This window comes from Micrococcus sp. TA1, from assembly GCF_014199555.1.
Taxonomy (GTDB): Bacteria; Actinomycetota; Actinomycetes; order Actinomycetales; family Micrococcaceae; genus Citricoccus.
The window spans coordinates 21,645-47,445 of sequence record NZ_JACHNW010000004.1 but is presented as its reverse complement, the minus strand read 5'-3'; the positions used below and the strand labels follow the sequence as shown (position 1 = coordinate 47,445).

The 25,801-nt window shown below is 71.1% G+C and carries 22 protein-coding genes; 14 read left to right on the top strand and 8 right to left on the bottom strand.

Annotated elements, in window-relative coordinates; translation table 11 throughout:
- Positions 1-38 precede the first annotated feature (38 nt).
- Genes GGQ69_RS14690 through GGQ69_RS14680 form a run of 3 tightly spaced genes read right to left on the bottom strand, consistent with a single transcriptional unit; the run spans position 39 to position 5,409 of the window.
- Positions 39-2,504: a GNAT family N-acetyltransferase gene (locus GGQ69_RS14690; RefSeq protein ID WP_183529882.1), complete on the bottom strand. Its 2,466-nt coding sequence runs from the start codon at positions 2,502-2,504 to the stop codon at positions 39-41.
- Positions 2,501-3,823: a lysine N(6)-hydroxylase/L-ornithine N(5)-oxygenase family protein gene (locus tag GGQ69_RS14685; protein WP_183529880.1), complete on the bottom strand. Its 1,323-nt coding sequence runs from the start codon at positions 3,821-3,823 to the stop codon at positions 2,501-2,503. Before GGQ69_RS14685 ends, GGQ69_RS14690 begins: the two co-directional genes overlap by 4 nt.
- Positions 3,820-5,409: an aspartate aminotransferase family protein gene (locus GGQ69_RS14680; RefSeq protein ID WP_255459780.1), complete on the bottom strand. Its 1,590-nt coding sequence runs from the start codon at positions 5,407-5,409 to the stop codon at positions 3,820-3,822. Before GGQ69_RS14680 ends, GGQ69_RS14685 begins: the two co-directional genes overlap by 4 nt.
- Before the next feature lie 194 nt (positions 5,410-5,603).
- Here GGQ69_RS14680 and paaZ point away from each other — a divergent pair, with 194 nt between their 5' ends.
- A complete protein-coding gene (gene paaZ, locus GGQ69_RS14675; RefSeq protein WP_010144914.1) occupies positions 5,604-7,733 on the top strand; it encodes a phenylacetic acid degradation bifunctional protein PaaZ in 2,130 nt (709 codons plus the stop codon).
- An 80-nt stretch (positions 7,734-7,813) separates the two neighbouring features.
- Here the strand turns inward: paaZ and GGQ69_RS14670 are convergent, their stop codons facing one another.
- From GGQ69_RS14670 to paaI, 3 genes are all read right to left on the bottom strand, one after another.
- On the bottom strand, positions 7,814-8,428 hold the full coding sequence (locus GGQ69_RS14670) for a TetR/AcrR family transcriptional regulator (protein ID WP_183529878.1): 615 nt from the start codon (positions 8,426-8,428) through the stop codon (positions 7,814-7,816).
- 62 nt (positions 8,429-8,490) lie between these two features.
- Positions 8,491-9,810: a phenylacetate--CoA ligase family protein gene (locus GGQ69_RS14665; RefSeq protein ID WP_183529876.1), complete on the bottom strand. Its 1,320-nt coding sequence runs from the start codon at positions 9,808-9,810 to the stop codon at positions 8,491-8,493.
- 55 nt (positions 9,811-9,865) lie between these two features.
- Positions 9,866-10,345 (bottom strand): hydroxyphenylacetyl-CoA thioesterase PaaI, encoded by a 480-nt coding sequence (paaI, locus tag GGQ69_RS14660; protein WP_255459779.1) that lies wholly within the window; start codon positions 10,343-10,345, stop codon positions 9,866-9,868.
- A gap of 226 nt (positions 10,346-10,571) precedes the next feature.
- Between paaI and paaA the strand changes: the two genes are divergently transcribed.
- From paaA to GGQ69_RS14625, 7 genes are all read left to right on the top strand, one after another.
- Positions 10,572-11,561: a 1,2-phenylacetyl-CoA epoxidase subunit PaaA gene (gene paaA / locus GGQ69_RS14655; RefSeq protein WP_010144918.1), complete on the top strand. Its 990-nt coding sequence runs from the start codon at positions 10,572-10,574 to the stop codon at positions 11,559-11,561.
- Positions 11,558-11,872, top strand: coding sequence for a 1,2-phenylacetyl-CoA epoxidase subunit PaaB (gene paaB, locus GGQ69_RS14650; protein WP_010144920.1), 315 nt, complete (start codon positions 11,558-11,560; stop codon positions 11,870-11,872). Before paaA ends, paaB begins: the two co-directional genes overlap by 4 nt.
- The gene (gene paaC / locus GGQ69_RS14645) at positions 11,869-12,741 is read left to right on the top strand and encodes a 1,2-phenylacetyl-CoA epoxidase subunit PaaC (protein ID WP_183529874.1); all 873 of its coding nucleotides are present in this window, start codon (positions 11,869-11,871) and stop codon (positions 12,739-12,741) included. The genes paaB and paaC overlap by 4 nt, the downstream gene beginning before the upstream one ends.
- A gap of 52 nt (positions 12,742-12,793) precedes the next feature.
- Complete coding sequence (gene paaD, locus GGQ69_RS14640; protein WP_183529872.1) at positions 12,794-13,300, top strand: 1,2-phenylacetyl-CoA epoxidase subunit PaaD; 507 nt, start codon at positions 12,794-12,796, stop codon at positions 13,298-13,300.
- The gene (gene paaE, locus GGQ69_RS14635; protein WP_183529870.1) at positions 13,297-14,472 is read left to right on the top strand and encodes a 1,2-phenylacetyl-CoA epoxidase subunit PaaE; all 1,176 of its coding nucleotides are present in this window, start codon (positions 13,297-13,299) and stop codon (positions 14,470-14,472) included. The genes paaD and paaE overlap by 4 nt, the downstream gene beginning before the upstream one ends.
- 98 nt (positions 14,473-14,570) lie before the next feature.
- Positions 14,571-15,374, top strand: a complete 804-nt coding sequence (locus GGQ69_RS14630; RefSeq protein ID WP_183529868.1) for an enoyl-CoA hydratase/isomerase family protein — start codon at positions 14,571-14,573, stop codon at positions 15,372-15,374.
- A gap of 198 nt (positions 15,375-15,572) precedes the next feature.
- Positions 15,573-16,409 carry a formate/nitrite transporter family protein gene (locus tag GGQ69_RS14625; protein ID WP_183529866.1) on the top strand — a complete coding sequence of 279 codons (837 nt, stop codon included), beginning with the start codon at positions 15,573-15,575 and terminating at the stop codon, positions 16,407-16,409.
- A 66-nt stretch (positions 16,410-16,475) separates the two neighbouring features.
- Here GGQ69_RS14625 and GGQ69_RS14620 read toward each other — a convergent pair whose 3' ends face one another.
- Entirely contained in the window at positions 16,476-16,943 is a 468-nt protein-coding gene (locus GGQ69_RS14620; protein ID WP_183529864.1) for a hypothetical protein, read from the bottom strand.
- A gap of 101 nt (positions 16,944-17,044) precedes the next feature.
- Positions 17,045-17,494 carry an Lrp/AsnC family transcriptional regulator gene (locus GGQ69_RS14615; protein WP_183529862.1) on the bottom strand — a complete coding sequence of 150 codons (450 nt, stop codon included), beginning with the start codon at positions 17,492-17,494 and terminating at the stop codon, positions 17,045-17,047.
- Between the two features lie 223 nt (positions 17,495-17,717).
- Between GGQ69_RS14615 and GGQ69_RS14610 the strand changes: the two genes are divergently transcribed.
- The 6 genes from GGQ69_RS14610 (at position 17,718) to GGQ69_RS14585 (ending at position 25,793) form a co-directional block, all read left to right on the top strand.
- Complete coding sequence (locus GGQ69_RS14610) at positions 17,718-18,881, top strand: thiamine pyrophosphate-dependent dehydrogenase E1 component subunit alpha (protein WP_183529860.1); 1,164 nt, start codon at positions 17,718-17,720, stop codon at positions 18,879-18,881.
- A gap of 182 nt (positions 18,882-19,063) precedes the next feature.
- Entirely contained in the window at positions 19,064-20,074 is a 1,011-nt protein-coding gene (locus tag GGQ69_RS14605; protein WP_255459783.1) for an alpha-ketoacid dehydrogenase subunit beta, read from the top strand.
- 1 nt (position 20,075) lies between these two features.
- On the top strand, positions 20,076-21,740 hold the full coding sequence (locus GGQ69_RS14600) for a dihydrolipoamide acetyltransferase family protein (protein WP_183529857.1): 1,665 nt from the start codon (positions 20,076-20,078) through the stop codon (positions 21,738-21,740).
- Positions 21,741-22,030: 290 nt separating this feature from the next.
- On the top strand, positions 22,031-23,794 hold the full coding sequence (locus GGQ69_RS14595) for a tannase/feruloyl esterase family alpha/beta hydrolase (protein WP_183529855.1): 1,764 nt from the start codon (positions 22,031-22,033) through the stop codon (positions 23,792-23,794).
- Positions 23,795-24,022: 228 nt separating this feature from the next.
- On the top strand, positions 24,023-24,727 hold the full coding sequence (locus tag GGQ69_RS14590; protein ID WP_183529853.1) for a 4-carboxy-4-hydroxy-2-oxoadipate aldolase/oxaloacetate decarboxylase: 705 nt from the start codon (positions 24,023-24,025) through the stop codon (positions 24,725-24,727).
- Positions 24,717-25,793: a PrpF domain-containing protein gene (locus tag GGQ69_RS14585; protein WP_370577201.1), complete on the top strand. Its 1,077-nt coding sequence runs from the start codon at positions 24,717-24,719 to the stop codon at positions 25,791-25,793. The genes GGQ69_RS14590 and GGQ69_RS14585 overlap by 11 nt, the downstream gene beginning before the upstream one ends.
- Positions 25,794-25,801: the final 8 nt, after the last annotated feature.

Here is a 25,801-nt window from a genome sequence, read left to right as displayed (position 1 = left end):
CACGGTCCGGGCCACGGTCGTCCTCGGCTCCCGCCCCGCTAGGAACGCACGGCGGCCGCCGCGGCCAGGGGGTTGTCCAGCTCCCCGGCGTAGGCGAGCGAGCCGGCCGGATCCGCCAGGTCCACCATCTGCTGGTTGTTGCGCAATTGCAGGCGGTTCAGGCAGGACAGCCGGAAGGTGGGCTCCAGCAGGCGCAGGGAGTCGAAACGGTCCGCGGACTCGGGGTGCCGGGCCCGGTACGCCGTCAGCCGCGAGGCCACCACGGCCCAGAAGCCCTCCTCGGTGATGAGCCCCTCGCGCACGAGCAACGGGGCCAGGAACCGCAGGAAGCAGTCCACGACGTCCGTCAGGATGGACAGGCCGTGGTCCTCGGGGTCCACCTCGGCGCGCAGGCGGCGGACGACCTCCGGCAGCAGGGTGCGCTCGCCCAGCACGGCGACCTCCTCGGCCAGGTCCTTGAGCAGCACCCGCACCGGGACACCGTCCCGCAGCACCAGGATCACGTTCTCCCCGTGGGGCATGAACACCAGGTCGTGGCGGACCAGGCAGTGCACGATCGGCACGAGGTAGGCCTCGAGATAGCGCTCCAGCCAGTCGGCCGTCTCCAGCCCCGAGCGCCGGACGAGGGCGGCCACGAAGGGTGTGCCCCGGGCGTCCACGTGCAGCAGCGAGGCCATGGTGGCCAGGGCCTCGCCCTGCCCGATGCGCTCGGCCGGGGACTCCCGCCACAGGGCGGCGAGCATCTTGCGGTAGGCCGAGTGCCGGTCCGTGGCCGCGTGGAACAACGGGTTCGAGTACCCGACGGCGGCCGTCTCCCGCAACAGCTGGACCCGGGACGGGTCCAGCTCGGGATCGTCGGCGAACAGCCCGGCCAGCCAGTCGTTGATCGCCGGCGTGGCGTCCATGTACGCCGCGGACAGGCCGCGCAGGAACCCCATGTTGAGCACGGACAGGGCCGTCTTCACGTAATGACGTCCCGGAGCGGTCCGGTTCATGAAGGTCCGGATGGACTGCTGCGGCTGGTACAGGTCCGCGGAGGGGCCGAGATGGACGAGGTGGCCCGTGGCGACATCCCCGGCGAACGTGACGGCCAGGCGGTTGCGCCACTGCCAGGGGTGCACCGGCAGCGGGAGGAAGTCGTCCGGGTCCAGCCCCGTGCGGTGGCAGGCCTCGACGAGGCGGCGCCGGAACACCGCCCGCTGCTCCGGTCCCAGCTCGGCCTCGAGCAGGGAGTCCAGGTCGAGCCCCTCCACGGCCGAGAACCGGGCCCGGGAGCTGTGGGCCGCGACCCACTCGAGCCGGATCGCCGATCCCGTCTCGGGCGCCAGGTCCAGGTAGTCCTCGGCGCCCAGGCCGAGCCGGCCGTTGTTCGCCACGAAGCAGGGATGCCCCTCGGTCATGGCGGCCTCGATCCGCTGGAAGTCCGCCAGCGGGTCCCCGGTGCCGGCCGCGAGTTCCTCCGCCGTGGCGGTGGAGTGCAGTTGCTTGTAGCAGTGCGAGGCGAGTGTGCTGCCGACCTCCTCCAGGTACACGGGCAACTGCCGGTCCGAGATGCCCAGGGGTTCCCGGAACGCCGTGATGAAGCGCTGGGCGTCCGGCGCGGCCGGGTGCCAGGCGGTGCCGTCCGGGGCGCCGGTCCCGTCCTGCGCCCCGGCCGGGACCCGTTCCTCGCAGGTCAGTGACCCGGGGTCGAGGTCCCAGTGCTCCAGCGCGTGGCGACGGGCCCGGAAGCGGTAGCGCACCCCGGGGCCGTGCAGGACCCACCGCTGCCCGGCCGGGTCGTCACCGGTGGCCGGGTCGGGGCCGGGGGCCAGGAGGCGCTCGTGCGAGAACTCCGCGATGGCCTTGGCGGTCACGTGGCGGTTCGCCGCAGCCCAGCGTTCCGGGTTGAGGTGGGGCACCGCACCGCTGGGACGCCCCGTCGCCGCGGCGAAGTCCACCCGCGTGCAGTACGAGAGCTGGGCCGTCTTGGCCGGGGCGCCATCGGCGGCGGGCAGCTCCACGCGCCCGGCCGGACGGAACCCACACCGGGCGTTGAGCGCCTGGATCGCCGTGTTGCGGGCGTCCGGTTCCACCACGACGCGCACCACGGCGGGGTCGGCGAAGAGGTGTGCCAGGGCCGCGTCCATCGCGGCGGCGCTGAAACCGGCCTCGGGGCCCCCGGCGCCGGCCGGATGGGGGAGCAACAGGTGCAGCCCGGCGTCACCGTGACGCCAGGGGTAGCGGCCGGCCAGCACCGAGTGGGCCGGGTCGTAGGTCTCCAGCAGGAAGGCCGGCAGGCCGTCTCGTCGACCGTCCAGGGCCAGCAGCGCGGCGTGATGCGGATCGGCCGCGATCCGCTCGTGCTCGGCCCGGACCTCCGCCTCGCCGGCGCACTCCATGCCCCAGAACCGGGCCCGCGGCGTGGCCAGCCAGGAGTGCAGGAGCGCGGCGTCCGCGTCGGGGCGGACAGGACGGAACGTGAACCGGGGCCGGTGGTCCCCCGTGGCTGTCGGGCTGGTCATCGCAGTGCCTCCTCGAGGATGGCGGTCGATCGGGTGGGTGTGGTGAGGTTCTCGGCACCGGGGGAGCCGAACGCCTGGAAGGCGATCCGGTCCTCGACGGCGTAGTGCTCCCGCCCCGCCAGGCGGTTGACGAGGACGGAATTGCGGTACGCGCCCATGCCGAGGTCCGGGGCCGTGAACCCGTGGGTGTGCAGTTCGGCGTTCTGGACGAACACGTCGCCGTGCACCCCGATGCCGTAACCGCGGTCCACGTCCCACCGGCCGTCCGGCAACCGGGACAGGCGGTCCTCGATGCCCCGCAGGAACCGGGGTTCCCGGTAGCCGTACCCGGTGGCCAGCACGAGGGCGTCGACGGTCGTGCCGTGCACCCCGCCGTCGTCGGCGTGGCGCAGGGTCAGTCGCAGCCGGCCCGCGTCCTCCCGCACGTCCTCCAGGGCGGTCGAGGTCCGCAGGGTGGCCGGAGCCGGTCCGTGGACGCTGGCCTCGTAGAGCATGTCGTAGATGCGGTCGAGCAGCTCGGCGTTGACTCCCTTGTACAGCGGTGCGTGCGAGGCACCCAGCCGGTCCCGGACCTGCTGGGGCAGGGAGGTGAAGTGGTCCACGTAGTCCGGGGAGGTCATCTCCAGCGTGGGCTTCGTGTACTCCAGGGGGAAGAACCTCGGCGAGCGGGTGAGCCATTCCACGTGCCGGTCCTGCCCCGGGCGGCCCAGCAGGTCCGCGAACACCTCGGCGGCGCTCTGCCCGCTGCCCACGACCGCGATGCGGCCGGCCTCCGCGAGGCGCTCCCGGGCGGGGAGGTAGCCGGAGGAGTGCACGACGCGCGGGTCCTCGCGCAGGGCGGCGGGGACGGCGTCGGGCAGGAGGGGATCCGTGCCGGTGCCCAGCACCAGGTTCCGGCCCCGCAGGGTCCGGGGCCCGTCGGGCGTGTGCGCGGTGACCCGGTAGGCGTCGCCGTCGTGCTCGACGGCGACGACCCGGTGGCCGTAGCGCACCGGCAGCCGGTGTGCGGCCCAGGCCAGGTAGCGGGAGTATTCCGAGCGCAGCGCGTGGAAGTCCTCCCGGATGTAGAAGGGGTACAGGCGCCCGGACTCCTTCAGGAAGGCCAGGAAGGACAGCGGGTGGGTGGGGTCGGCGAGGGTCACCAGGTCGGCCAGGAAGGGGACCTGCAGGTGGGTGCCCTCGAGCATCATGCCCGGATGCCACTGCGGTCCCTCCCGCGACTCCAGGACCACGGCATCGAGCCCGGCGGGCACCGCCAGTGCGGCGAAGCCGAGGTTGAACGGCCCGGCGCCGACGGCGATCACGTCATGGGTGCTCATGCCGTCACCTCCGCGGGGGTGAGGGCCCGGCCGTGCCGGACGATCCCGGCCAGGATCCCGGCGACGTCCGCGGACGTGGTGCGGGGATTGAGCAGGGTCAGCTTGAGGTGACGCCGGCCCCCGACGGTGGTGGCGGCGACCATGGCCTCGCCCGAGCGGTAGAGGGCCCCGCGGATCGCGTCGTTGAGCTCGTCGACCGCTGCCGGCCCGGGGGCCTCTCCCGGGGCCCACGGCCCCGGATCCAGCTCCGGCTCGTAGCGGAAGACGACCATGCCCAGGTGCACGGGAGCGGCCAGGGCCAGTCCGGGGCACGCCTCGACCTGCCGGCCGGCGTCGGCCGCGAGGTCGAGCGTCGCGTCGAACATGGCGCCGAGGGCCTCGTGGCCCACGGAGCGCAGAGTGACCCAGAGCTTGAGCGCGTCGAAGCGGCGGGTGGTCTGCAGCGACTTGTCCACCTGGTTCGGGCTGGCGGGGTCCCGGCCCGGATTCAGGTAGTCGGCGTGGTGGGTGATGTGCGCGAACCGTGCCCCGTCCCGGACCAGCAGGGCGCTGGACCCGATGGGCTGGAAGAAGGACTTGTGGAAGTCGACGGTCACCGAGTCCGCCAGCTCGATGCCGTCCAGCAGGTGGCGGCGCGTCGGCGAGGCCAGCAGCCCGCAGCCGTAGGCCGCGTCGACGTGGAACCAGGCGCCGGCGGCCCGGGCGGCCCCGGCGGAGGCGGCCAGCGGGTCGATCGCGCCGAAGTCGGTGGTGCCGGCCGTGGCGACGACGGCCAGGGGGCGAAGGCCCTGGGCGAGGTCGCGGGCGATCGCGCGTTCCAGGGCCACCGGGTCCATGCGGTGGTCGCCGTCCACGGGGATGCCCACCACCGCCTCCGCGCCGAGTCCCAGCTGGGACGCAGAGCGCACGATGCTGAAGTGGCTCTCCTGCGAGGCGTAGACCCGCAGTCCCCGCAACCGTTCGGGGAGGGGGCCCGGGAGGGTGGCCACCGCACGGTTGCGGGCCATCAGCAGGGCCTGCAGGTTCGACTGTGTCCCCCCGCTGCCGAAGATCCCGTCCGCTTCCGCGCCCAGCCCCGCCAGCGAGGCGGCCCAGTTCACGAGGCGCCGTTCGATGAACGTGGCGCCGGCGGACTGGTCCCAGGTGTCCATGGACGAGTTGATGCTGCTGACCCAGGCCTCGGCCGCCACGGCGGGCACGGCCACCGGGCAGTTGAGGTGCGCCGCGTAGCGCGGGTGGTGGAAGTACACCGCGTCGTCCAGGTAGAGCGCCACCGCCTCCTCGAGGGCGGCCTCGGTCGAGCCGAGCGGCACCTTCAGGTCGACGCCGTCGAGCCTGCTCTCGAGGTCGTCGGCGGCGGGACCCGTGGTGGGGCCCGGAGCCCGGACGAGGGCCTCCGCGGCCAGCAGTGCCGCCGCGCCGTGGTCCCGGAGGAAGTCCCCGGCGGTGTCCCCGGACAGGAGCACGCTCGCGGCTGCCGGGCTGGCCCGCGACGGCGGCGGAGCCCCGGGATCCCGGCCGGTGCAAGGACCGGCCCCGGTCCCCGACGGCGGATCCCGGCGGACGGCTGAACTGGTGGAGGTCATGGTGGTCCTTCCAAGTGAGGTTAGCCTTACCTAAGGCTGGACCATTAAACGCACACCGATAGGCTCTAATTCAACTGACCATATGGACAGGGTGGCGCGGGAGGGTCGGCAGGGGAGAAATCGCTGTGCGCTGCGCCACCATCCTGTTAGGGTGGACGCAATACTGACCGATCGTTCAGAAAGGTAGTGCCCGGATGACCACGCAGACCGCCGCGCCCACCGTCCCCAGCTACGTCCTCGACGAGTGGTGGACCCCCGGGGCCGACTCCCGGACCACCGACGTCCTCGATGCCAGCACCGGTGAGACCCTCGCCCGGTACGGCGCGGAGGGCCTCGACCTCGGCGCCGTCCTGGAGCACGGCCGGACCGTCGGCCAGCGCGAACTGGGGAAGCTGACCCTCCATGAGCGCGCCCTCAAGCTCAAGGAGCTGGCCCTCTACCTCAACGAGCACCGCAAGGACCTCTACGAGCTGTCCCACCGCACCGGTGCCACGAAGGTGGACAACATGGTGGACATCGACGGTGGCATCGGCGTGCTGTTCACTTTCTCCTCGAAGGGCCGCCGTGAACTGCCGAACTCCAACGTCATCCAGGACGGCGGGATCGAGCCGCTGTCCAAGGACGGCTCCTTCATCGGCACGCACGTCTACACCCGCATCCCGGGCGTGGCCGTGCAGGTCAACGCGTTCAACTTCCCGGTCTGGGGCATGCTCGAGAAGTTCGCCCCAGCGTTCATCGCCGGCGTGCCGACCGTGGTCAAGCCCGCCACCCCCACCGGGTACGTCAGCGAGGCCGCGGTGCGGTTGATGGTCGACTCGGGGATCCTGCCGGCCGGTTCCCTGCAGCTGATCTCCGGTTCCGCCCGGGGCCTGCTGGACGTCATGGACTACCGGGACATGATGCTCTTCACCGGCTCCGCGACCACCGCCCAGTCCCTGAAGTCCCACCCGAACGTCATCTCCGGCGGCGTCCGGTTCTCCGCCGAGACCGACTCGCTCAACGCGGCCATCCTCGGCCCCGACGCCGTGGAGGGCACCCCCGAATTCGAGGCCTTCGTCAAGGCCGTGGTCACCGAGATGACCGTCAAGGCCGGCCAGAAGTGCACCGCGATCCGCCGCACCATCGTTCCCGAGGCCCAGCGCGAGGCCGTGGCCTCGGCGATCGCGGCCCGGATCGAGCAGCGCGTGGTCGTGGGTGACCCGCGCGCCGAGGGCGTGACCATGGGCGCGCTCGCCTCGTTGGCACAGCTCCAGGACGTGCGCGGCGCCGTCGAGGACATGCTCGCCGCCGGAGGCGAGCTCGCCTACGGCAGCCTGGACGCACCCACGGTGCGCACCGCCAGCGGTGAGGACGCCGTGGTGAAGGACGGGGCCTTCATGTCCCCGGTGCTGCTGACCTGGGCGGACGCGGAGAACGAGGTGGTCCACTCCCGTGAGGCCTTCGGTCCAGTGACCTCCCTGATCGGCTACACCGACCTGGACGACGCCGTGCGCCTGGCCGCCCGCGGCTCCGGCTCGCTCGTCGCCACCGTCTGCACCAACGACCCGGAGGTGGCCCGCGAGGTGACCGTCGGGATCGCCGGTCACCACGGGCGTGTGCACCTGCTCAACCGCGAGACCGCCAAGACCTCCACCGGCCACGGCTCGCCTGTCCCGCACCTGGTCCACGGCGGACCGGGCCGCGCCGGCGGTGGCGAGGAGCTCGGCGGCGTCCGTTCCGTCAAGCACCACATGCAGCGCACGGCCCTGCAGGGTTCCCCGAACCTGCTGACCGCCGTCACCGGCGTCTGGCAGACCGGTGCGGACCGGCAGATCGCCGGTTCGGAGGCCTACGGCGCGGAACCGGGCAACGTGCACCCGTTCCGCAAGTCCCTGGCCGAGCTGCGCATCGGCGACGCACTGGCCTCCGACCTGCGCCAGGTCACCCAGGAGGACATCACCGCCTTCGCGAACACCACGGGGGACACCTTCTACGCCCACGTGAACCCGAAGGCCGCCGAGGCCAACCCGTTCTTCCCGGGCACCGTGGCGCACGGCTACCTGCTCGTGGCCTGGGGCGCCGGGCTCTTCGTGGAACCGGCGCCGGGCCCGGTGCTGGCCAACTACGGCCTGGAGAACCTGCGGTTCATCACCCCGGTGGCCGCCGGGGACTCCATCCGGATCACGCTGACCGCCAAGAAGATCACCCCGCGCGTGACCGACGAGTACGGCGAGGTGGCCTGGGACGCCATCATCCACAACCAGAAGGATGAGATCGTGGCGACCTACGACGTCCTGACCCTGGTGGAGAAGGAAGACGTCACCTACAAGAACTGGACCGACTGACCCCGTCGGGCCACCTCGGCTCATGAGAGAGGCCGCCTCCCCGTCCGGGGAGGCGGCCTCTGCCGTGGGCGAGACGGCGCTCAGTCGCGGGCGCGCAGTCCGTCCACGATCATCGCGATCGCGTTCTCCTCGACCTCCTGGGGGGTGGCCGGCCCGTCGGGCCGGTACCACTCCACGAGGGAGTTGATCATGCCGAACATCAGCCGGGTGGTGGTCCGGGGCTCGATGTCGGCGCGCACCTTCCCGTCCTGCTGCGCGGTGATCATCAGCTCGGTGACCTTGCGGTCCACCGACCGGCGGCGCTCGAGCGCCTGGCGCTCGATCTCGGTGTTGCCGCGCAGGCGCAGCAGCAGGGTCACGTAGGGCTGGCGTTCGATCAGCACGCGGATGGTCGAGCGCAGCATGAACTCCAGGCGCTGGATCGAGGTGCCCGTGAGGGCCTGCTCGTGCTGGCCGATCGCCTCGAGGGGGACCAGTGCCTCGTCCAGGGCCAGTCGCAGCAGGTCCCCCTTGGAGGGCACGTGGTGGTAGATCGCCGACTTGCTGACGCCGAGCTCGTCGGCGAGCATGCCCATCGACGTGGCGTCGTATCCGTGGCGGTTGAACACCTGGACGGCGACCTGCAGGACGGATTCCTGGTCGTATCCGGGCCGGCCCCGCCGGGGTGTGGCGGTGGTCTTGGGCGCGGTGGGCACTGGTTGCTCCTTGGGAACAGTCGTCCCCCGGGGACCGTGTGGGTTCCCGGGGGACGCGGTGATCAGAGGTTGCGGAGGTCGTGGATCCGCTTCAGTTTACCCACCGAGCGGGGCAGGGACTCCGGGTCCACCACGTCGATCTGGCACGAGGAGCCGACGTGGATCTTGATGAGCTTCTGCAGTTCGCTCGCGGCCGCGACGGCGCGGTCGGAGGTGCAGTCGACGCGGCGCTCGATCTTCACGGCCAGCTGGTCCATGCGGCCCGGGCGGGTGATCTCGAGCTGGAAGTGCGGCGAGAGGCCCTCGACCTTCAGGGCCAGCTCCTCGATCTGGCTCGGGAACACGTTCACCCCGCGCAGGATGATCATGTCGTCCGAGCGGCCCGTGATCCGGCCCATGCGCCGGTGGCCCGGACGCTCGGTGCCCGGCAGCAGGCGGGACAGGTCGTGGGTGCGGTACCGGATGATCGGCAGGGCCTGCTTGGTCAGCGCGGTGAACACGAGCTCGCCGGCCTCGCCGTCGCCGAGGACCTTGGTCTCGTCGAAGGGGTCCAGGATCTCCGGGCGGAAGTGGTCCTCCCAGATGTGGCAGCCGTCCTTGGTGCGGTAGGACTCACCGGCCACGCCGGGGCCCATGACCTCGGACAGGCCGTAGATGTCACACGCGTGGATGTCGAACATCTGCTCGAGCTCGTGGCGCATCTCCTCGGTCCACGGCTCGGCGCCGAGGACGCCGACCTTCAGGGAGGTCTGCCGCGGGTCCAGGCCCATGCGCTGCATGGCGTCGCCGATGGTCAGCAGGTAGGTCGGGGCGCACAGGATGGCGTCCGGCTTGAAGTCGTTGATCAGGGTGATCTGCTTCTCGGTCTGGCCGCCGGACATCGGGATCACGGTGGTGCCCAGGTACTCCGCCGCGGCGTGGGCGCCCATGCCGCCGGTGAACAGCCCGTAGCCGTAGGCGTTGTGGACCTTCCAGCCCCGCTGGATCCCGGACAGGCGCATGCACCGGGCGCCGAGCTTGGCCCAGTCGGTGAGGTCCTGCTTGGTGTAGCCGACGACGGTGGCGCGGCCGGTGGTGCCCGAGGAGGCGTGGATCCGGGCGACCTCCGGCTGCGGGACGGCGAACATGCCGAAGGGGTAGGTCTTGCGCAGGTCCTCCTTGTCCGTGAAGGGGAACTTGGCCAGGTCCGAGAGCTCCTTGAGGTCGGAGGGGTGCACGCCGACGGCGTCGTACTTCTCCTTGTACAGGGGGACGCGGTCGTAGGCGTAGGCGACCGTGTGCTGGAGGCGCTCCAGCTGCAGCGACTCGATCTGGTCGCGGCTCATGGTCTCCTCGGGATCCAGTCCCGCGGTCGATTCTTGGGTGGTCAGGGTCTCAGTCATCGAAGGCCTTACTCGTGCTGGGGTGTGGGGTGTTCTTCAGGGGTGGGGGAGGGGCTCAGCGGGCGGCCACGGTGCGTGACCGGCCGCGGAACTCGGCGATCACCTCGGTACCGCCCCCGGGCAGGGACTGCAGGACCTGGATATCGTAGATCCCGCTGCGGCCCGACTGCTGACGGCGGTTCGCCACCGCGGTCAGCAACCGGCCCGGGATGCCGGGCTTGAGGAAGTTGATGTCCACCCCGGAGGCCACCGTCATCGTCTCGTCCGAGCCCTCGGGCGGGTTGCAGGCCATCGCGAAGGCCGAGTCGGCGAAGGCGAAGATCATGCCGCCGTGGGCGATCCCGAAGCCGTTCAGCATCTCCGGGCGCAGGGTCATGGTGATGGTGGCGTGTCCGTCCGTGACGGCCTCCACCCCGATCCCCATCCACTCGCTGGCGTGGTCCCCGGCCAGGACGGCATGGTGCTCGCCCAGGGGGCGGGCCGCGGGGGACGGACTCTCGGACGCTACTTCCGTGGCGGTGCCAGGCGTGGTCATGCGCGCTCCCAACTTTCTTTACCGAACGATCATTAGGTAATCCTAGAATGTGATGTGGGTCAAGTTGTGAAGCACCGATCCGGCCCGGGGCTGTTGACGGGGTCACAGGTGGTGTATATATACTGAACGAGCGGTCAGTAAATATGAGCGCGACTGACCTGACCTGACCACGGCGCGCGGCGATTCTCCTGCCAGCGCCGACACTCCAGAGAATGAGGTGGGCACCATGGCCGAACAGACGACGAGCGGCGGGCACCTGAGCGCCGTCCTGTCCCCCGAGGACGAGGCGGGCCAGCGGCGCTTCGACGCGATCATCGAGCAGGACTCCCGGATCGAGCCCCGTGACTGGATGCCGGAGGCCTACCGGAAGTCCCTGACCCGGCAGATGAGCCAACACGCGCACTCCGAGATCATCGGCATGCAGCCGGAGGCGAACTGGATCACCCGCGCCCCGAGCCTGAAGCGCAAGTCCATCCTGATCGCCAAGGTCCAGGACGAGGCCGGTCACGGCCTCTACCTGTACAGCTCCACCGAGACCCTCGGCACGGACCGCGACACCCTGAACGATCAGCTGATGTCCGGCCGCGCCAAGTACTCCTCGATCTTCAACTACCCGGCGCGCACCTGGGCGGACATGGGTGCGATCGGCTGGCTCGTCGACGGCGCCGCGATCGCCAACCAGGTCCCGCTGTGCCGCGCCTCCTACGGCCCCTACGGTCGCGCCATGGTGCGCATCTGCAAGGAGGAGTCCTTCCACCAGCGCCAGGGCTTCGAGATCCTGCTCGAGCTGGCCAACGGCACCGAGGCCCAGAAGAAGATGGCCCAGGACGCGATCAACCGCTTCTACGCCCCGGCCCTGATGATGTTCGGCCCCTCGGACAACGACTCCCCGAACTCGAAGCAGTCCATGGCCTGGAACGTCAAGCGCTTCTCGAACGACGACCTGCGCCAGCGCTTCGTCGGCATGATCGCCGAGCAGGTCAAGGTCCTCGGCCTCACCCTGCCGGACCCGGAGCTCCGCTATGACGAGGAGACCGGCCAGTGGATCCACATGGAGCTGGACTGGGACGAGTTCAACCGGGTCATCAAGGGCGGCGGCCCCTGCAACTCCCAGCGCATGGCCCGTCGCCGCGAGGCGCACGAAGAGGGCGCCTGGGTCCGCGAGGCCGCGTCCGCCTACGCCCGTAAGCAGCAGATGAAGGAACAGGTGGCATGACCATGAGCAACACGTCGAACAACGGATCGTCCGCCGGCTGGCCCCTGTGGGAGGTCTTCGTGCGTTCCTCGCGCGGCCTGTCCCACGTGCACGCCGGCTCCCTGCACGCCCCGGACGCCGAGATGGCCGTCCGCAACGCCCGGGACCTCTACACCCGCCGCAACGAGGGCGTGTCCCTGTGGGTCGTGCGCTCCGAGGACATCCTGACCTCGGATCCGGACGCCAAGGACGCCATGTTCGAGTCGCCCAAGGGCAAGGACTACCGTCACGCCACGTACTACACCAAGAGCGAAGGGGTGAAGCACCTGTGAGCGCTCCCTCCGGCCAGACCACGGACCACAGCCTGGACAGCTTCGGCGACGCCACCGCCTCGGCCACGCGCGTCACCCCGGGCAACGCCCTGCGCCCCGAGGACATCGCGCTGCAGGACACCGCCCCGGCGACCGAGGCGATCGCCCAGTACGCCCTGCGGCTGGGCGATGACGCGCTCATCTACTCCCAGCGCATGGCCCACTGGGTCTCGCGTGCCCCGGAGCTGGAAGAGGACATCGCCCTCGGCAACATCACCCTGGACCAGCTCGGCCACGCCCGCTCCTTCCTGACCTACGCCGGCAAGAAGTGGGACAAGACCGAGGACGACCTGGCCTACTGGCGCGAGGAGGAGGAGTTCACCTCCGTCCACCTCGTCGAGCAGCCGAACGGCGACTTCGCCGAGACGATCGTCCGGGCCCTGTTCCTGAGCATCTACCAGCACATGGTGTACACCCGCCTGCTGGAGTCCTCGGACGGGACCCTGTCCGCCATCGCGGCCAAGGCGCTCAAGGAGGTCGACTACCACCTCGAGCACGCCGAGCTGTGGACCCTGCGCCTGGGCTCGGGCACCGAGGAATCGGCCCGCCGGATGCGCCGCGCGCTGGAGAAGCTGTGGCCGTACGTCGACGAGCTGTTCCAGGACGAGCCGCTGTACGACGAGCTCGAGGGCATCGCCCCGCGCCCGTCCACGCTGCGCGAGGAGTGGACCGCCCGGCTCACCGACATACTCGGGCGTGCGGAGCTCTCCGTGCCCGAGGTCCCGTTCGCGATGGCCTACGGCCGTCGCGGCGAGCACTCCGAGCACCTGGGCTACATCCTGGCGGAGATGCAGGTCCTGGCGCGGAAGCACCCCGGGGCGACCTGGTAACCCGCTGCCCGTCCCCGCATCACCGCCGAACCGTGAAGACGGAGGAAGCACCATGACCACCATCCCCACCCCCACCGCCGGCACCAGCCGGCTGTACGAGATCGCCTCGAAGGTGACCGACCCCGAGATCCCGGTGCTCACCATCGCCGACCTCGGGATCCTGCGCGACGTCACCGCGGACCGCGACGGCACCGTCGTCGTGACCATCACCCCGACCTACTCGGGGTGCCCGGCGATGGACGTGATCGGCCAGGACCTCAAGACCGAGTTCCAGGCGGCGGGGTACGACAGGGTGCGGGTGGACCTGGTGCTCTCCCCGGCATGGTCCACGGACTGGATCACGGAGGAGGGCAAGGCCAAGCTCCAGGAGTACGGCATCGCCCCGCCCACCGGCAAGGGACACCGTGGCACGGTGACCCTCGGCATGGCAGTGAAGTGTCCTCGCTGCCACTCGCTGAACACCCGCGAAATCTCCCGCTTCGGGTCCACGGCCTGCAAGGCGCTGTACTCCTGCAAGGACTGCCTGGAACCCTTCGACTACTTCAAGGTGCTCTCATGACTGCAACTGAAACCGATTCCGCCCCCGCACGCCGTCGTGCGGCCTTCCACGAGCTCGAGGTGGCCGGGGTCCGGCGCCTGACGGCCGACGCCGTGGAGGTGACCTTCGCGGTCCCCGAGGAGCTGGCGGACGAGTACGACTACGCCCCCGGCCAGTACGTGGCCCTGCGCAAGGAGCTGCCGGACGCCGACGGCACCCTGCACGAGGTGCGCCGCAGCTACTCCATCTGCGCCGAGCCGAGGCCGGGCGAGGTCCGGGTGGCCATCAAGAGGGACCTGGGTGGCATCTTCTCCACGTGGGCGAACGAGAACCTCGCCGCCGGGGACACGATGGACGTGATGAGCCCGGCCGGGGCCTTCATCTCCAAGCACAAGATGACCGGGCTCAACGACCCGGAGTCGATCGACACCGACACCGAGCACACCTTCGTGGCGTTCGCCGCCGGTTCCGGCATCACCCCGGTGATCGCGATCGCCCGGACCGTGCTGGCGGCCAACGAGAAGGTCAGCTTCGACCTGGTCTACTCGAACAAGGCCGCCATGGACGTCATGTTCCTCGAGGAGCTGGCAGACCTGAAGGACCGCTACCCGTCCCGGTTCGCGCTGCACCACGTGCTGACCCGCGAGCAGCGGATCTCTCCGCTGCTGTCCGGCCGGATCGACAACGAGAAGCTGTCCACCCTGCTGTCCACCGTCATCCGCCCGGAGACCGTGGACGAGTGGTTCCTGTGCGGCCCGTTCGAGCTGGTCCAGATGGTCCGGGACGAACTGGCCGGGCTCGGCGTGGACTCGGACAAGGTCCGTTTCGAGCTGTTCACCACCGGTGACCCCACGAAGGGCCGCCCGGAGGGTCACATTGGCCGTCCGGTCGTGGTGGACGAGGCCGGCGACAACTTCGACATCACCTTCACCCTGGACGGGCTCCAGGGCGAGGTGAAGTCCCCCAAGGGCCAGCGCGAGACCGTGCTCAACGCGGCCCTGCGCGTCCGCCCGGACGTCCCGTTCGCGTGCGCCGGCGGCGTCTGCGGCACGTGCCGCGCCAAGGTCGTGGAGGGTTCCGTGGACATGGACGAGAACTACGCCCTCGAGACCGACGAGGTCGAGAAGGGCTACGTCCTGACCTGCCAGTCCCATCCCACCTCGGACAAGCTGGTCCTCAGCTTCGACGCCTGACACCGAACGCCGTCCCCGCCGCGATCCCGGCGGGGCCGGCGTCGTCCGTGCCCGGCGTCACCGCCCTGATACCCGCACCCACCGCCCAGGAGGCACGCATGATCGACCTGACCATCGCCGACGGGATCGCCGAAGTGGTCCTGAACGCCCCCGAGAAGATGAACGCCCTCAACGAGGAGGCGATCGCCGAACTGGGCGCGGCCTACGACGACGCCGCTGCCGCCGCCTCCCGCGGTGAGGTGCGGGCCCTGCTGCTGCGCGGCGAGGGGCGCGGGTTCTGCGCGGGGCGGGACATCTCCGCGGTCACCCCCGCGGACGACGACGTGATGGGCTACCTGGGGGACAAGGTCACCCCGCTGCTGCAGTCCATGAGCGCCTTCCCGGCGCCCACCTTCGCCGCCGTCCAGGGCGCCTGCCTGGGCGTGGGGCTGGGCCTGGCGATCGCCACGGACGTGGTCTACGTGGCCGAGAACGCCAAGATCGGCTCGCCGTTCGCCAACCTCGGCGCCACCCTGGACTCCGGCGGCCACTGGCTGTTCACCGAGCGCCTGGGCACCCACCGCACCCTGGACCTGATCTACACCGCCGAGCTGATCAGCGGGGCCGAGGCGGTCTCCTCCGGGCTGTTCTCCCGCGCCATGCCGGCGGAGTCGCTGCTCGAGGACACCCGGGCGATCGTGGCGAAGGTCGCCGGCGGGGCCACGGGGGCCTTCGTGGCCTCCAAGGGACTCGTGGCGCAGATCCGCGACGAGCGACTGGGCCTGTGGGACTCCATGGCGACCGAGAACCGGGCGCAGGCCGACCTGTGCGGCACGGAGGACTACGCCGAGGGCTTCGCCGCCTTCCAGCAGAAGCGCAAGCCGGAGTTCCGCGGGGTCTCCGGGACGTCCCTGCCGCGCTGACGCGCCGAGCCGTACCGCGCACGATGGCCCGGTCCCCGGTGGGGGGCCGGGCCTTCTGTCCCCCGGTCGTCCAGGCCCCCGCCCCCGTCCCCGCCGCCGGGGGCGGGGGCTGTGTCATGGTGCCGCGGGTCAGTAGAGTCGCAGGTCAGTAGAGTCGCGACGGGCCGACCATGACCACCGACACGTCTGTGAGGGCGCATGAGCGAGGACAGGCGTAGGGAGCTCGGCGAGAACGAGTTCGCCATCGAGGAGCACCTGCAGGAGGCGTTCGAGAGCACGATGGAGGAGGGCGCCGAGCGCCTGCACCGCACGTTCCGTGCCGTGGTCATCACCGGCCTGTTCGGCGGGATGGAGGTCGGCGTCGGCGTGATGGCCTACCTGGCCGTCCTGCACGAGACGGACAGCCACCTCCTCGCCGGGCTGGCCTTCAGCGTCGGGCTGATCGCCGTGCTGCTGGCACACAGCGAGCTGTTCACCGAGGACTTCCACATCCCGATCATGGCCCTGGTCACCCGCCAGGCCAGCATCTGGAAACTGCTCAGGCTGTGGTCGGTGACCCTGGTGAGCAACCTCGTGGGCGGCTGGGTGTTCATGTGGCTGGTGATGCAGGCCTTCCCCGAGTGGAGGTCCACCATCGCGGAGGCGGCCCACCACTTCGTCGACGCCCCCTTCTCCCTGCAGACCGCCTGCCTCGCCCTGCTCGGCGGCAGCACGATCACCCTGATGACCCGGATGCAGAAGGGCACCACGTCGGATGCGGTCCGGGTGGTCGCGGCGATCGGCGGTGGCTTCCTCCTGGCGGGGCTCCAGCTCTTCCACTCGATCCTGGACTCGATGTTCATCTTCGGCGCCATGCAGTCCGGGGCGGACATCACCGTCCTGCAGTGGCTGGGGTGGTTCGGCTACACCGCGGTGTTCAACATGCTCGGCGGCATCCTCCTCGTGACGGCGCTGCGCATCGTCAGGACGAAGGAACTCGTGGTGCACTACCGGCGCCAGTCGGGACCGGATCCGGACGCTCCCCGCGGCCGGTGACACCGGGGGCGGGCACCAGCGGGGGCCGGCCCGGCCGACGGCAGGAGGGCCCGAGCCGAGACCGGGTCACGGGGCGGCGGGTCCGTGCGTGCTCCCCAGGGACCCGGACATCATCAGCTCCAGGTCGGCGGGTTCCAGGACCGTGGTCATGCCCCACATCATGAGGGCGAAGGCGGCGACGGAGAGGATGAGCCACGCGATCGAGATCCTGGCCAGGAGCCTGAACTCCCGCCGGGTCGCCGCGTGCCGGTCCGAGGACAGCTCGGCCAGGCGCAACCGGGTGCGGTCCGCGGGGCTGAGGTGCACGGCGCCGCCGTGGAGACGGTTGGGGGCGGTGTCCGTGCCACCGTCGTCCAGGACCGCGACGGTCAGGTCGCCGTCGGTGTCCTGACGGAAGTGGTCGATCCGGTCTCCGTGCCGTGCCAGCAGGATGTCCTCGCCCAGCGCCCCGGGAGGGGCGGTGCTGATGGACAGGCGGCCGCGCCGGGGGGCGCGCCGGGCTGCTGACGGGCGAGGGGCTTCGGGCGACTTCATACCCCGAGATTACAGTTGCAAACAGTCTGTTCCGGCGGTGGCCCGGGGTTTTGTCGCCAACTTCACCCGGGTCTGTGATACAGGGGACAGGGTACTGAGGGTCAGCGGGTGTCCATGTCCTCGAAGATCACGAAGGTCGTGGTGTCCAGCACGGCCGGCAGCGGCTGGATGTTGTCGAAGACCACGCGGCGCAGGTCCAGGTTGTCCCGCGCGCGGACCAGCAGCAGGACGTCGAAGTTGCCTCCGACCAGGCTGACGTGGTGCACCTCCGGGATCCGGGACAGTGCCTCCTTCACCTCCCGCCAGCCGTGCTGGCGCAGCTTGAGCGTGACGTAGGCGGAGGAGCGCAGTCCGGCCCGGACGGGGTCCACCACGGCGCTGTAGCGCGTGATGACGCCCTCCTCCTGCAGCCGGTTGATCCGGGCGTAGGCGTGCGCTCGGGAGATGTGGACCTTCTGGGCGAGCGCGGTCACGGACTGGCGGCCGTCCCGCGTCAGCTCGGCCAGGATGCGCTCGTCCACGGAGTCGATCCGGGCTGGCACCTTGTCCATCGTCCCTCCTCGGTCAGCGTGGAGCGTCGGCTCCGTGGACCCCGGGCGGCAGCCCGAAGCATCCACCAGAGTATGCATGTCTGGACAATCTGTCCACGATCAGCCGGGATTGCGGCGACGAAGCATCGACTCCCTCCACACTGGTGGGTACAAAGTGACTACCGCCGTGAGCTGGGGCACAGGCATGTGCCTCCCGCCGGCGGGGAAACGTCCAGGAGGAACGATGAGCGACGACGTCCGCACCGACATCGCCGAGGCTGCCCGCAGCTTCGGCATCACGCCGGAGGACTACATGCTCCCGGCCCGCCACCTGATCCGGATCGTGGACCAGGACGGCACGGTCCTGTCCACCGAGGAGCAGGGCGCCGAGCCGGGCCATGACTATCCGGTCCCCGCCGATGAGGACCTGCTCGAGGCCTACCGTCGCCTCGTGGCCGGCCGGCGCATCAATGACCAGAACTCCGCGCTCGTGCGCCAGGGCCGGATGGCGGTCTACCCCTCCAGCCACGGCCAGGAGGCCTGCCAGGTGGCCGCCGCCGCCTGCCTGGGGGAGGGGGACTGGCTGTTCCCCACCTACCGGGACACCGTGGCCGTGATCTCCCGCGGCGTGGACCCGGTGGAGGCCATGACGATCTTCCGCGGGGACTGGCACGGCGGCTTCGACCCGCGGCAGCACAAGGTCGGCATCCAGTCAACGCCGCTGACCACCCAGCTGCTGCATGCCGTCGGGGTGGCGCACGCCGCGCGGTTGCGCGGGGAGGACACCGTGGTCGTGGCCCTGTGCGGGGATGGCGCCACGAGTGAGGGCGACTTCCACGAGGCGCTGAACTTCGCCGCGGTCTTCCACCTGCCGGTGATCTTCTTCGTGCAGAACAACCAGTACGCCATCTCGGTGCCGCTGGCCCGCCAGACCGTTGCCCCGTCACTGGCCCACAAGGCGGTGGGTTACGGCATGGCCGGCGAGCGGGTGGACGGCAACGACCTCGTGGCCCTGCTGGCCGTGCTCGAACGCGGTGTCCGGCTGGTCCGCGGCGGCGCCGGGCCGCTGCTGGTGGAGGCCCACACCTACCGGATCCAGGCGCACACCAACGCCGACGACGCCACCCGCTACCGCGAGGACGCCGAGGTCCAGGAGTGGCTGGCGAAGGATCCGGTGAAGCGGATGCGCACCTACCTCACCGACCGCGGGCTGCTCACCGAGGAGCTGCAGTCCCGCTACGAGCAGGAGGCCGAGGACATCGCCACCGCCCTGCGCGAGGGCATGAACCGCGAGAGCACCCCGGACCCCCAGGACCTGTTCGCCCACGTCTATTCCGTCCCCACTCCCCAGCTGGCCGAGCAGTCCGCGATGCTGGCCGAGGAACTCTCCCGCGAGGAGGCATCATGAGCACCACCCAGAACACCGACGCCGGCCCCCGGCCCGGCAGCGCCCAGACCGGACCGGACACCGGCGAGATCACGGTCGCCGTGGACGCCGCCCGGGAGTCCACCACCCGGGCCGGTGGCGCCGGCGTCCCGCAGCCCCGGCCGGAGTCCCCGGCCGCCCCGGTCCCGGCCGGGCCGGTCACGATGGCCAAGGCCCTCAACGCGGCCCTGGCCGATGCGCTGTCGGCCGATGCCGGCGTCGTGGTCTTCGGGGAGGACGTGGGCACCCTCGGCGGGGTCTTCCGCATCACCGACGGGCTGGCCGCCCGGTTCGGCGCGGACCGCTGCTTCGACACCCCGCTGGCCGAGTCCGGGATCGCCGGGATGAGCGTGGGGATGGCGATCAACGGGATGCGCCCGGTCATCGAGATGCAGTTCGACGCCTTCGCCTACCCGGCGTTCGAACAGATCGCCTCGCACATCGCCAAGATGTCCAACCGCACCCGCGGGGCCCTGCCCATGCCGATCGTCATCCGCATCCCGTACGCCGGGGGCATCGGCGGCGTGGAGCACCACTGCGACTCCTCCGAGGCGTACTACGCGCACACCCCGGGGCTGAAGGTCGTCACCCCGGCCACCGTGACCGACGCCTACCTGCTGCTGCGCGCGGCCATCGACTCCGATGACCCGATCGTCTTCATGGAGCCCAAGAAGCTGTACTTCTCCAAGGACCGGGTGGACCTGGACGCGCTGCGCGAGCAGTACGAGTCCGGGGCCGCGGACGTCGCCGGTCCGCGGGCGGCCGTGGAGTCCGGCGGGGCCGCCGTCGCGCGCACCGGTACCGACGCCACGCTGATCGCCTACGGTCCCTCCGTGCCCACCGCCCTGGCCGCGGCCGCCGCGGCGGCGGAGGAGGGGCGCTCGCTCGAGGTGGTGGACGTGCGCACGATCGTGCCGTTCGACGACGCCACCGTGTCCGAGTCCGTCCGCAGGACCGGACGGGCGATCGTGATCTCCGAGGAGTCCGGCTTCGCGTCCGTGGCCTCCGAGATCGCCGCCCGGGTCCAGGAGCGCTGCTTCCACTCACTGGCCGCACCCGTCCTGCGGGTGACCGGCTTCGACATCCCCTACCCGGCGCCGAAGCTGGAGCACCACTTCCTGCCCGGGGTGGACCGCATCCTCGACGCCGTCGACGACCTGCAATGGGAGGACTGAGATGACTGTCCGCACGTTCCTGCTCCCGGACCTGGGAGAGGGCCTGACCGAGGCCGACATCATCCGCTGGCTCGTCTCCGCCGGGGACCGGGTGGCCGTGGACCAGCCGATCGTCGAGGTGGAGACGGCCAAGTCGCTCGTGGAGGTGCCCAGCCCCTTCGGCGGCATCGTCACCACGCTGCACGCCGAGGCCGGCACCACGCTGGACGTGGGCAGACCCCTGGTGTCCGTGGAGGACGGGACCGGGCCGGGCGCTCCTGCCACCGGTCCCGGATCCGCCGGATCGGCGGCCGCCCCGACTGACGCCGACTGGGCCGGGACCGTCCCCGTGGAGGGAGCCCAGTCCTACACCGAGGAGGAGCGGGCCGGTGCGCACCCGGAGGCGGCGGCCGAGGCCGGCGTGGTCGCCGCGGATGAGGGCGGCCCCGATGCCGAGGACGATGGCGGCTCCGGCAACGTGCTGATCGGGTACGGCACCCCCGGGGGTGCGGCCAGGGGCCGGACCCGGCGCCGGAAGGGAACGGGCGGCGGGCCGGCGACCGCCACCGCCGTACACGCGACCCAGGGCCCGGCCGGCGCGAGGGAGGACGGGCCGTCCACGCACGCCGTGTTCGCCCAGGCCGCAGAACAGGCCCCTGCCGGTGAGCGAGGGGCAAGTGCACCGGTTGCCCCGGCAGGGCGCCACGACGACGGCCAGCGCCACGCCCCGCGCGTGGTCAACCCGCTGGTGCGGAAGCTGGCCCGCGACCATGCGGTGGACCTGTCCGCCGTGCGCGGTTCGGGCCCCGGTGGACTGGTGATGCGCGCGGACGTGATGGCCGCCGTCGGGACCGCCCCGGCGAGCGAGGGCGTTCCCGCCGCACCGCCGACCGGTGAGGCCGCGATGACGGCGTCCGCCGGACCGGAGGTGCCGGTCGGTGCCGCGGCCCCGGCCGCCGAGCTGGACGCACGCACGGGACTGGGCGTGTCCGGCGTCGAGAAGGTGTCCGGGGTGCGCAAGGCGACCGCGGCGGCGATGTCCCGCTCGCGCCGGGAGATCCCCGAGGCGACCGTGTGGGTGGACGTGGACGTCACCCCGCTGATGGACCTGCGCGCCGCGATGAAGGCGCACGGGGACGAGCAGGTCCCCGGCGTGCTGGCGTTCGCCTCCCGGTTCGCGCTCGCGGGTCTGGCCAAGTACCCGGCGCTGGCCCGGCGGTTCGAGGAGGACGGCGAGGGCGGGCACCGGATCGTGTCCTTCGACGGGATCAACCTCGGCGTCGCGGTGCAGTCCGACCGCGGGCTCGTGGTGCCCTCCATCCGCGGCGCCCACCGCATGAGCGCACGGCAGTTGCAGGCCGAGCTGCGCCGGGTGACCGAACTGGCCCGCTCCGGCAGGGGCACGCCGCAGGAACTGTCCGGCGGGACGTTCACCATCAACAACTACGGCATCTTCGGCACGGACGGTTCCGCGGCGATCATCAATTATCCCGAGGTCGCGATCCTCGGGATGGGGCGGATCATCGACCGGCCGTGGGTCGTGGACGGCCAGCTGGCCGTGCGCAAGGTGATGCAGCTGTCCCTGGTGTTCGACCACCGCGTCTGCGACGGGGGAGAGGCCGGCGGCTTCCTCCGGTTCGTGGCCGACTGCTTCGAGAACCCGGTGGGGCTGCTGGCGGACATGTGACCGGCGGGGGCACTGCCGCTGCCGAGTCTCTGACGACCACTCCGTGTGGTGCCAAGGGTGCCCGTCCTCTCGTGGGACGGGCACCCTTGCTGTTCGCCGTGGGTGGTGCCCAGTGCGGGGGCGGCGCGGCGTGTGGTGGTCATGGTGGACTCGGTTTTCGCAGCTCAATCGTTGTTGTTCGCAACAATTAATCTTAGGATCCAGTTCACGGGCCGCGATCCGCCGGCCCCGTGAACAGGGCCTTCCAGGCGATCGGGGTGATCGCGGGCCCGGCGGGCACGGAGGGTGATATGCATTACTTCAGGCGACCATCGCAGCGATCGACGACGCTCCCGCCCGACGGGTCCGGTGCGGGTACCCGGCGGGCCCTCCGGGCCGCCCTTGGCGTCCTGGCCGCGACCGGGTTGCTCCTCGGCTCCGCCGTGGTGCCGGCCGCGGGTGCGGGGATTCCCGGCCAGCAGGAGCGGCCGTCGGTCGCGAGCTCACCCCAGCGGTCGGCCCCTCCGCTGACCAGGCCGACGTGTGAGGCGCTTGCGGAGTTCGACTTCGCCTCCACGCAGATCACCTCGGCGGAGATCGTCCAGCCCGGTGTACTCACCCACCGGGGGGAGCGCATCGGCAAGCACTGCCTCGTCACCGGGCGGATGAACGAGCGGGTCAGCGAGGTCGACGGTGAGACCTACGCGATCGGCTTCGAGATGCGCCTGCCCATGCACTGGAGCGGCCGGTTCCTCTACCAGGGCAACGGCGGCCTGGACGGGTCCGTGGCGACGGCGTACGGCCGCGCCGGCGGCAGCGACAGCGGCCTGCAGATGGGCATGGCGGTCCTCAGTTCCGACGCCGGCCACACCGGCGCGCAGAACCCGACCTTCGGCCTCGACCCGCAGGCGAGGCTGGACTACGGCTACCAGGCCGTCGGCACGCTGACCCCCATGGCCAAGGCGCTCGTGACCGAGGCCTACGGCACTGCGCCGCACCACTCCTACGTCGCCGGATCGTCCAACGGCGGCCGGCACACCATGGTCGCCGCCTCCCGGTACACGGACGAGTACGACGGCTTCCTGGCTGTGGCCCCGGGCTTCAACCTGCCCCAGGCCGCCGTCGCCCAGCTCTGGGGTGCTCAGCGGTGGAACACGGTCGCCACCTCCGAGGACCTGTCCTCGGCGTTGACGGTCGCCGAGCGGCAGGTGGTGGCCGAGGCCATCCTCGCCCAGTGTGACGGCCTGGACGGCCTCGACGACGGCCTGGTCCAGTCCAGCGACGACTGCCAGGAGTCCTTCTCGGTCGCCGAGCACGTGCCCACCTGTGAGACCGACTGTGACGGCACGTGCTTGAGCGCGGAGCAGAAGGCCGTCGTGACCGAGGTCTTCGCCGGGGCCACCACCAGCGGGGGAGAGGACATCTACTCCTCCTTCCCCTACGACCCGGGGTTGGTGCAGACCGGCTGGGCCGACTGGAAGTTCACCTCCCCGATCTCCCGGGACTCCGTGGCGGTGGGGTACATCTTCTCCACCCTGCCCTACGCCCCCGCCCTGAACGCGCTGCGGGACTTCGTCCTGGACCTGGACATCGATGACGCCAACGAGCGGATCCACGCCACCGAGGGGGCCTATGCGGAGAGCGCCATGGAGTTCATGACGCCGACCGACCTGGCGTTCGAGGAGCTACGGGCCAGTGGCGGGAAGATGATGGTCCTCCACGGCGCCTCGGACGGGGTGTTCTCGATGGAGGACACCACGGCCTGGTACCGGGGCCTGGACGAGCATCACGGCGGGGACGCCTCGGACTTCGTCCAGTACTTCCAGGTGCCCGGCATGGGCCATACCCAGGGCGGGCCGGCCACCGACCGGCACGACTCGCTGGCGGCCCTGGTCGACTGGGTGGAGGAAGGTGATCGACCGGACCGCCTGGAGGCCTGGGTGAACCCGGCGAACACCCAGTTGCCGGCGGACTGGTCCACGGACCGCTCCCGGCCGTTGTGCGCCTACCCGGCCGTGGCGACCTACGCCGCCGGGGACTCCGAGTCCGCGGACAGCTTCGACTGCCAGGGGTAGCCGGATCGTGCCGGCCGAGGATGGGGGACCTTGTGGGGGGCGGGAGGATGCGTTGGTGCCTCCCCGCCCTCCGGGTGCCCCGTCGTCTGAATATTGTTTGAAAGATTGTTGACAATGTGGTCCGGCGCATGACCTAATGGGTCTGGGCGCCGTGCCGCCGCTCCAGCGGAAAGAGGCCGGCCAGCAGGCCGAATGGTGCTCTAGACCAGTCGACACACAGGGGGAGACATGGGTGGCGTCGTCGTCACGGACATCTCGCGCGCGGAGGGGGCAGTGGTCGACGCCCTGGCCCGGCACGGGGTGGCCACCGTCCATGAGGCGATGGGCCGCACCGGCCTGGCGGGGCCGTCGCTGCGGCCGATCCAGCAGGGCGTGCGCATCGCGGGAACCGCCGTGACCGTCGTCGGCCAGCCCGGTGACAACCTCATGATCCACGCGGCCGTCGAGCAGGTGCGGCCCGGTGACGTCCTGGTGGTCACCACCACCTCGCCCTCGGTCGACGGTGCCTTCGGCGACCTCTTCGCCACGGCGCTCAAGGCCCGCGGCGTGCGCGGCCTCGTCACCACGACCGGCGTCCGGGACACCCAGGACCTGCGGGACATGGACTTCCCCGTCTGGGCCGCAGCGGTGTTCTCGCAGGGCACCGTCAAGGCCACGGGAGGGTCGGTGAACGTGCCGGTCATCGTCGAGGGGGTGCGGGTCGAGCCCGGTGACGTGGTCATCGCGGACGACGACGGCGTCGTCGTGGTCCCGCAGGACCGCGCCACCGAGGCCCTCACCGCCGCCGAGGCACGTGCGGCCAAGGAAGAGGCCGACCGTGCGGCCTACGCCGCCGGCACCGAGCTGAGCCTGGACCGCAAGGGACTGCGTTCCCTCCTGTCCGAGCTCGGCGTCGAGTACACCACCCAGGCCGAGTACCGCCGTGGCCGGTGATCCCGTCCTCGACGGCGTCCCGTGCATGCTGATCCGCGGCGGCACCAGCAAGGGCGCCTTCTTCCTCGCCGAGGACCTGCCGGACGACCCGCGTGAGCGTGATGCACTGCTGCTGCGGATCATGGGCACCCCGGACCCCCGCCAGGTCGACGGGATCGGCGGGGCGCACCCGCTGACGAGCAAGGCCGCGATCGTCTCCCGCTCGGAGATGGCCGGCATCGACGTCGACTACCTGTTCCTCCAGCTCGGCGTCGACGAGGCGGTCGTCGGCACCACGCAGACCTGCGGGAACCTGCTGGCCGGCGTCGGCCCGTTCGCGGTCGAACGAGGCCTCGTCGACGCCGAGGCGTCCACGACCTCGCTCCGGATCCGCATGCTCAACACGGACGATGTCGCGACGGCGACGTTCGCCACCCCGGACGGCCGGGTCGACTATGACGGCGACGTGGGCATCGACGGCGTGCCCGGCACCGCCGGCCGGATCGACCTGGACGTCGGGTCGGGACCGGAGCGCTCGCTCCTGCCCACCGGCAACGTCACCGACACGATCGACGGCCACGAGGCCACCCTCGTCTCCAACGGCATGCCGGTCGTGCTGCTCCGCGCCTCGGAATTCGGCGTCACCGGCGAGGAGACTCCCGAGGACCTCGAGTCCCGTCCCGAGCTGGTGGAGGCCCTCGAGGGCATCCGCCGGCAGGCGGGACCGCTCATGGGACTGGGCGACGTGACGGGGCAGACCGTCCCGAAGATGTTCCTGCTCTCCGCCCCCCGCGCCGGCGGGGCCATCTCCACCCGGGCCTTCATCCCGCACCGGGTCCACGCGGCCATCGGCGTGCTGATGGCCGCGTCCGTCGCCGCCGGGATCCGCCTGCCCGGTGCGGTCGGTTCCGAACTCGCCCTGCTGCCCGACGACGGCCCGGACCTCATCGAGCACCCCTCCGGCGTGTTCCCCGCCCGGGTCAGCGTGACCCGTGACGACGAGGGGACGTGGCGCGCCACCAGCACCTCCATCCGGACCGCCCGCAAGATCTTCGACGGCCGGGTCTTCCCCCGGCCCCGCCTCTGAAAGGACCC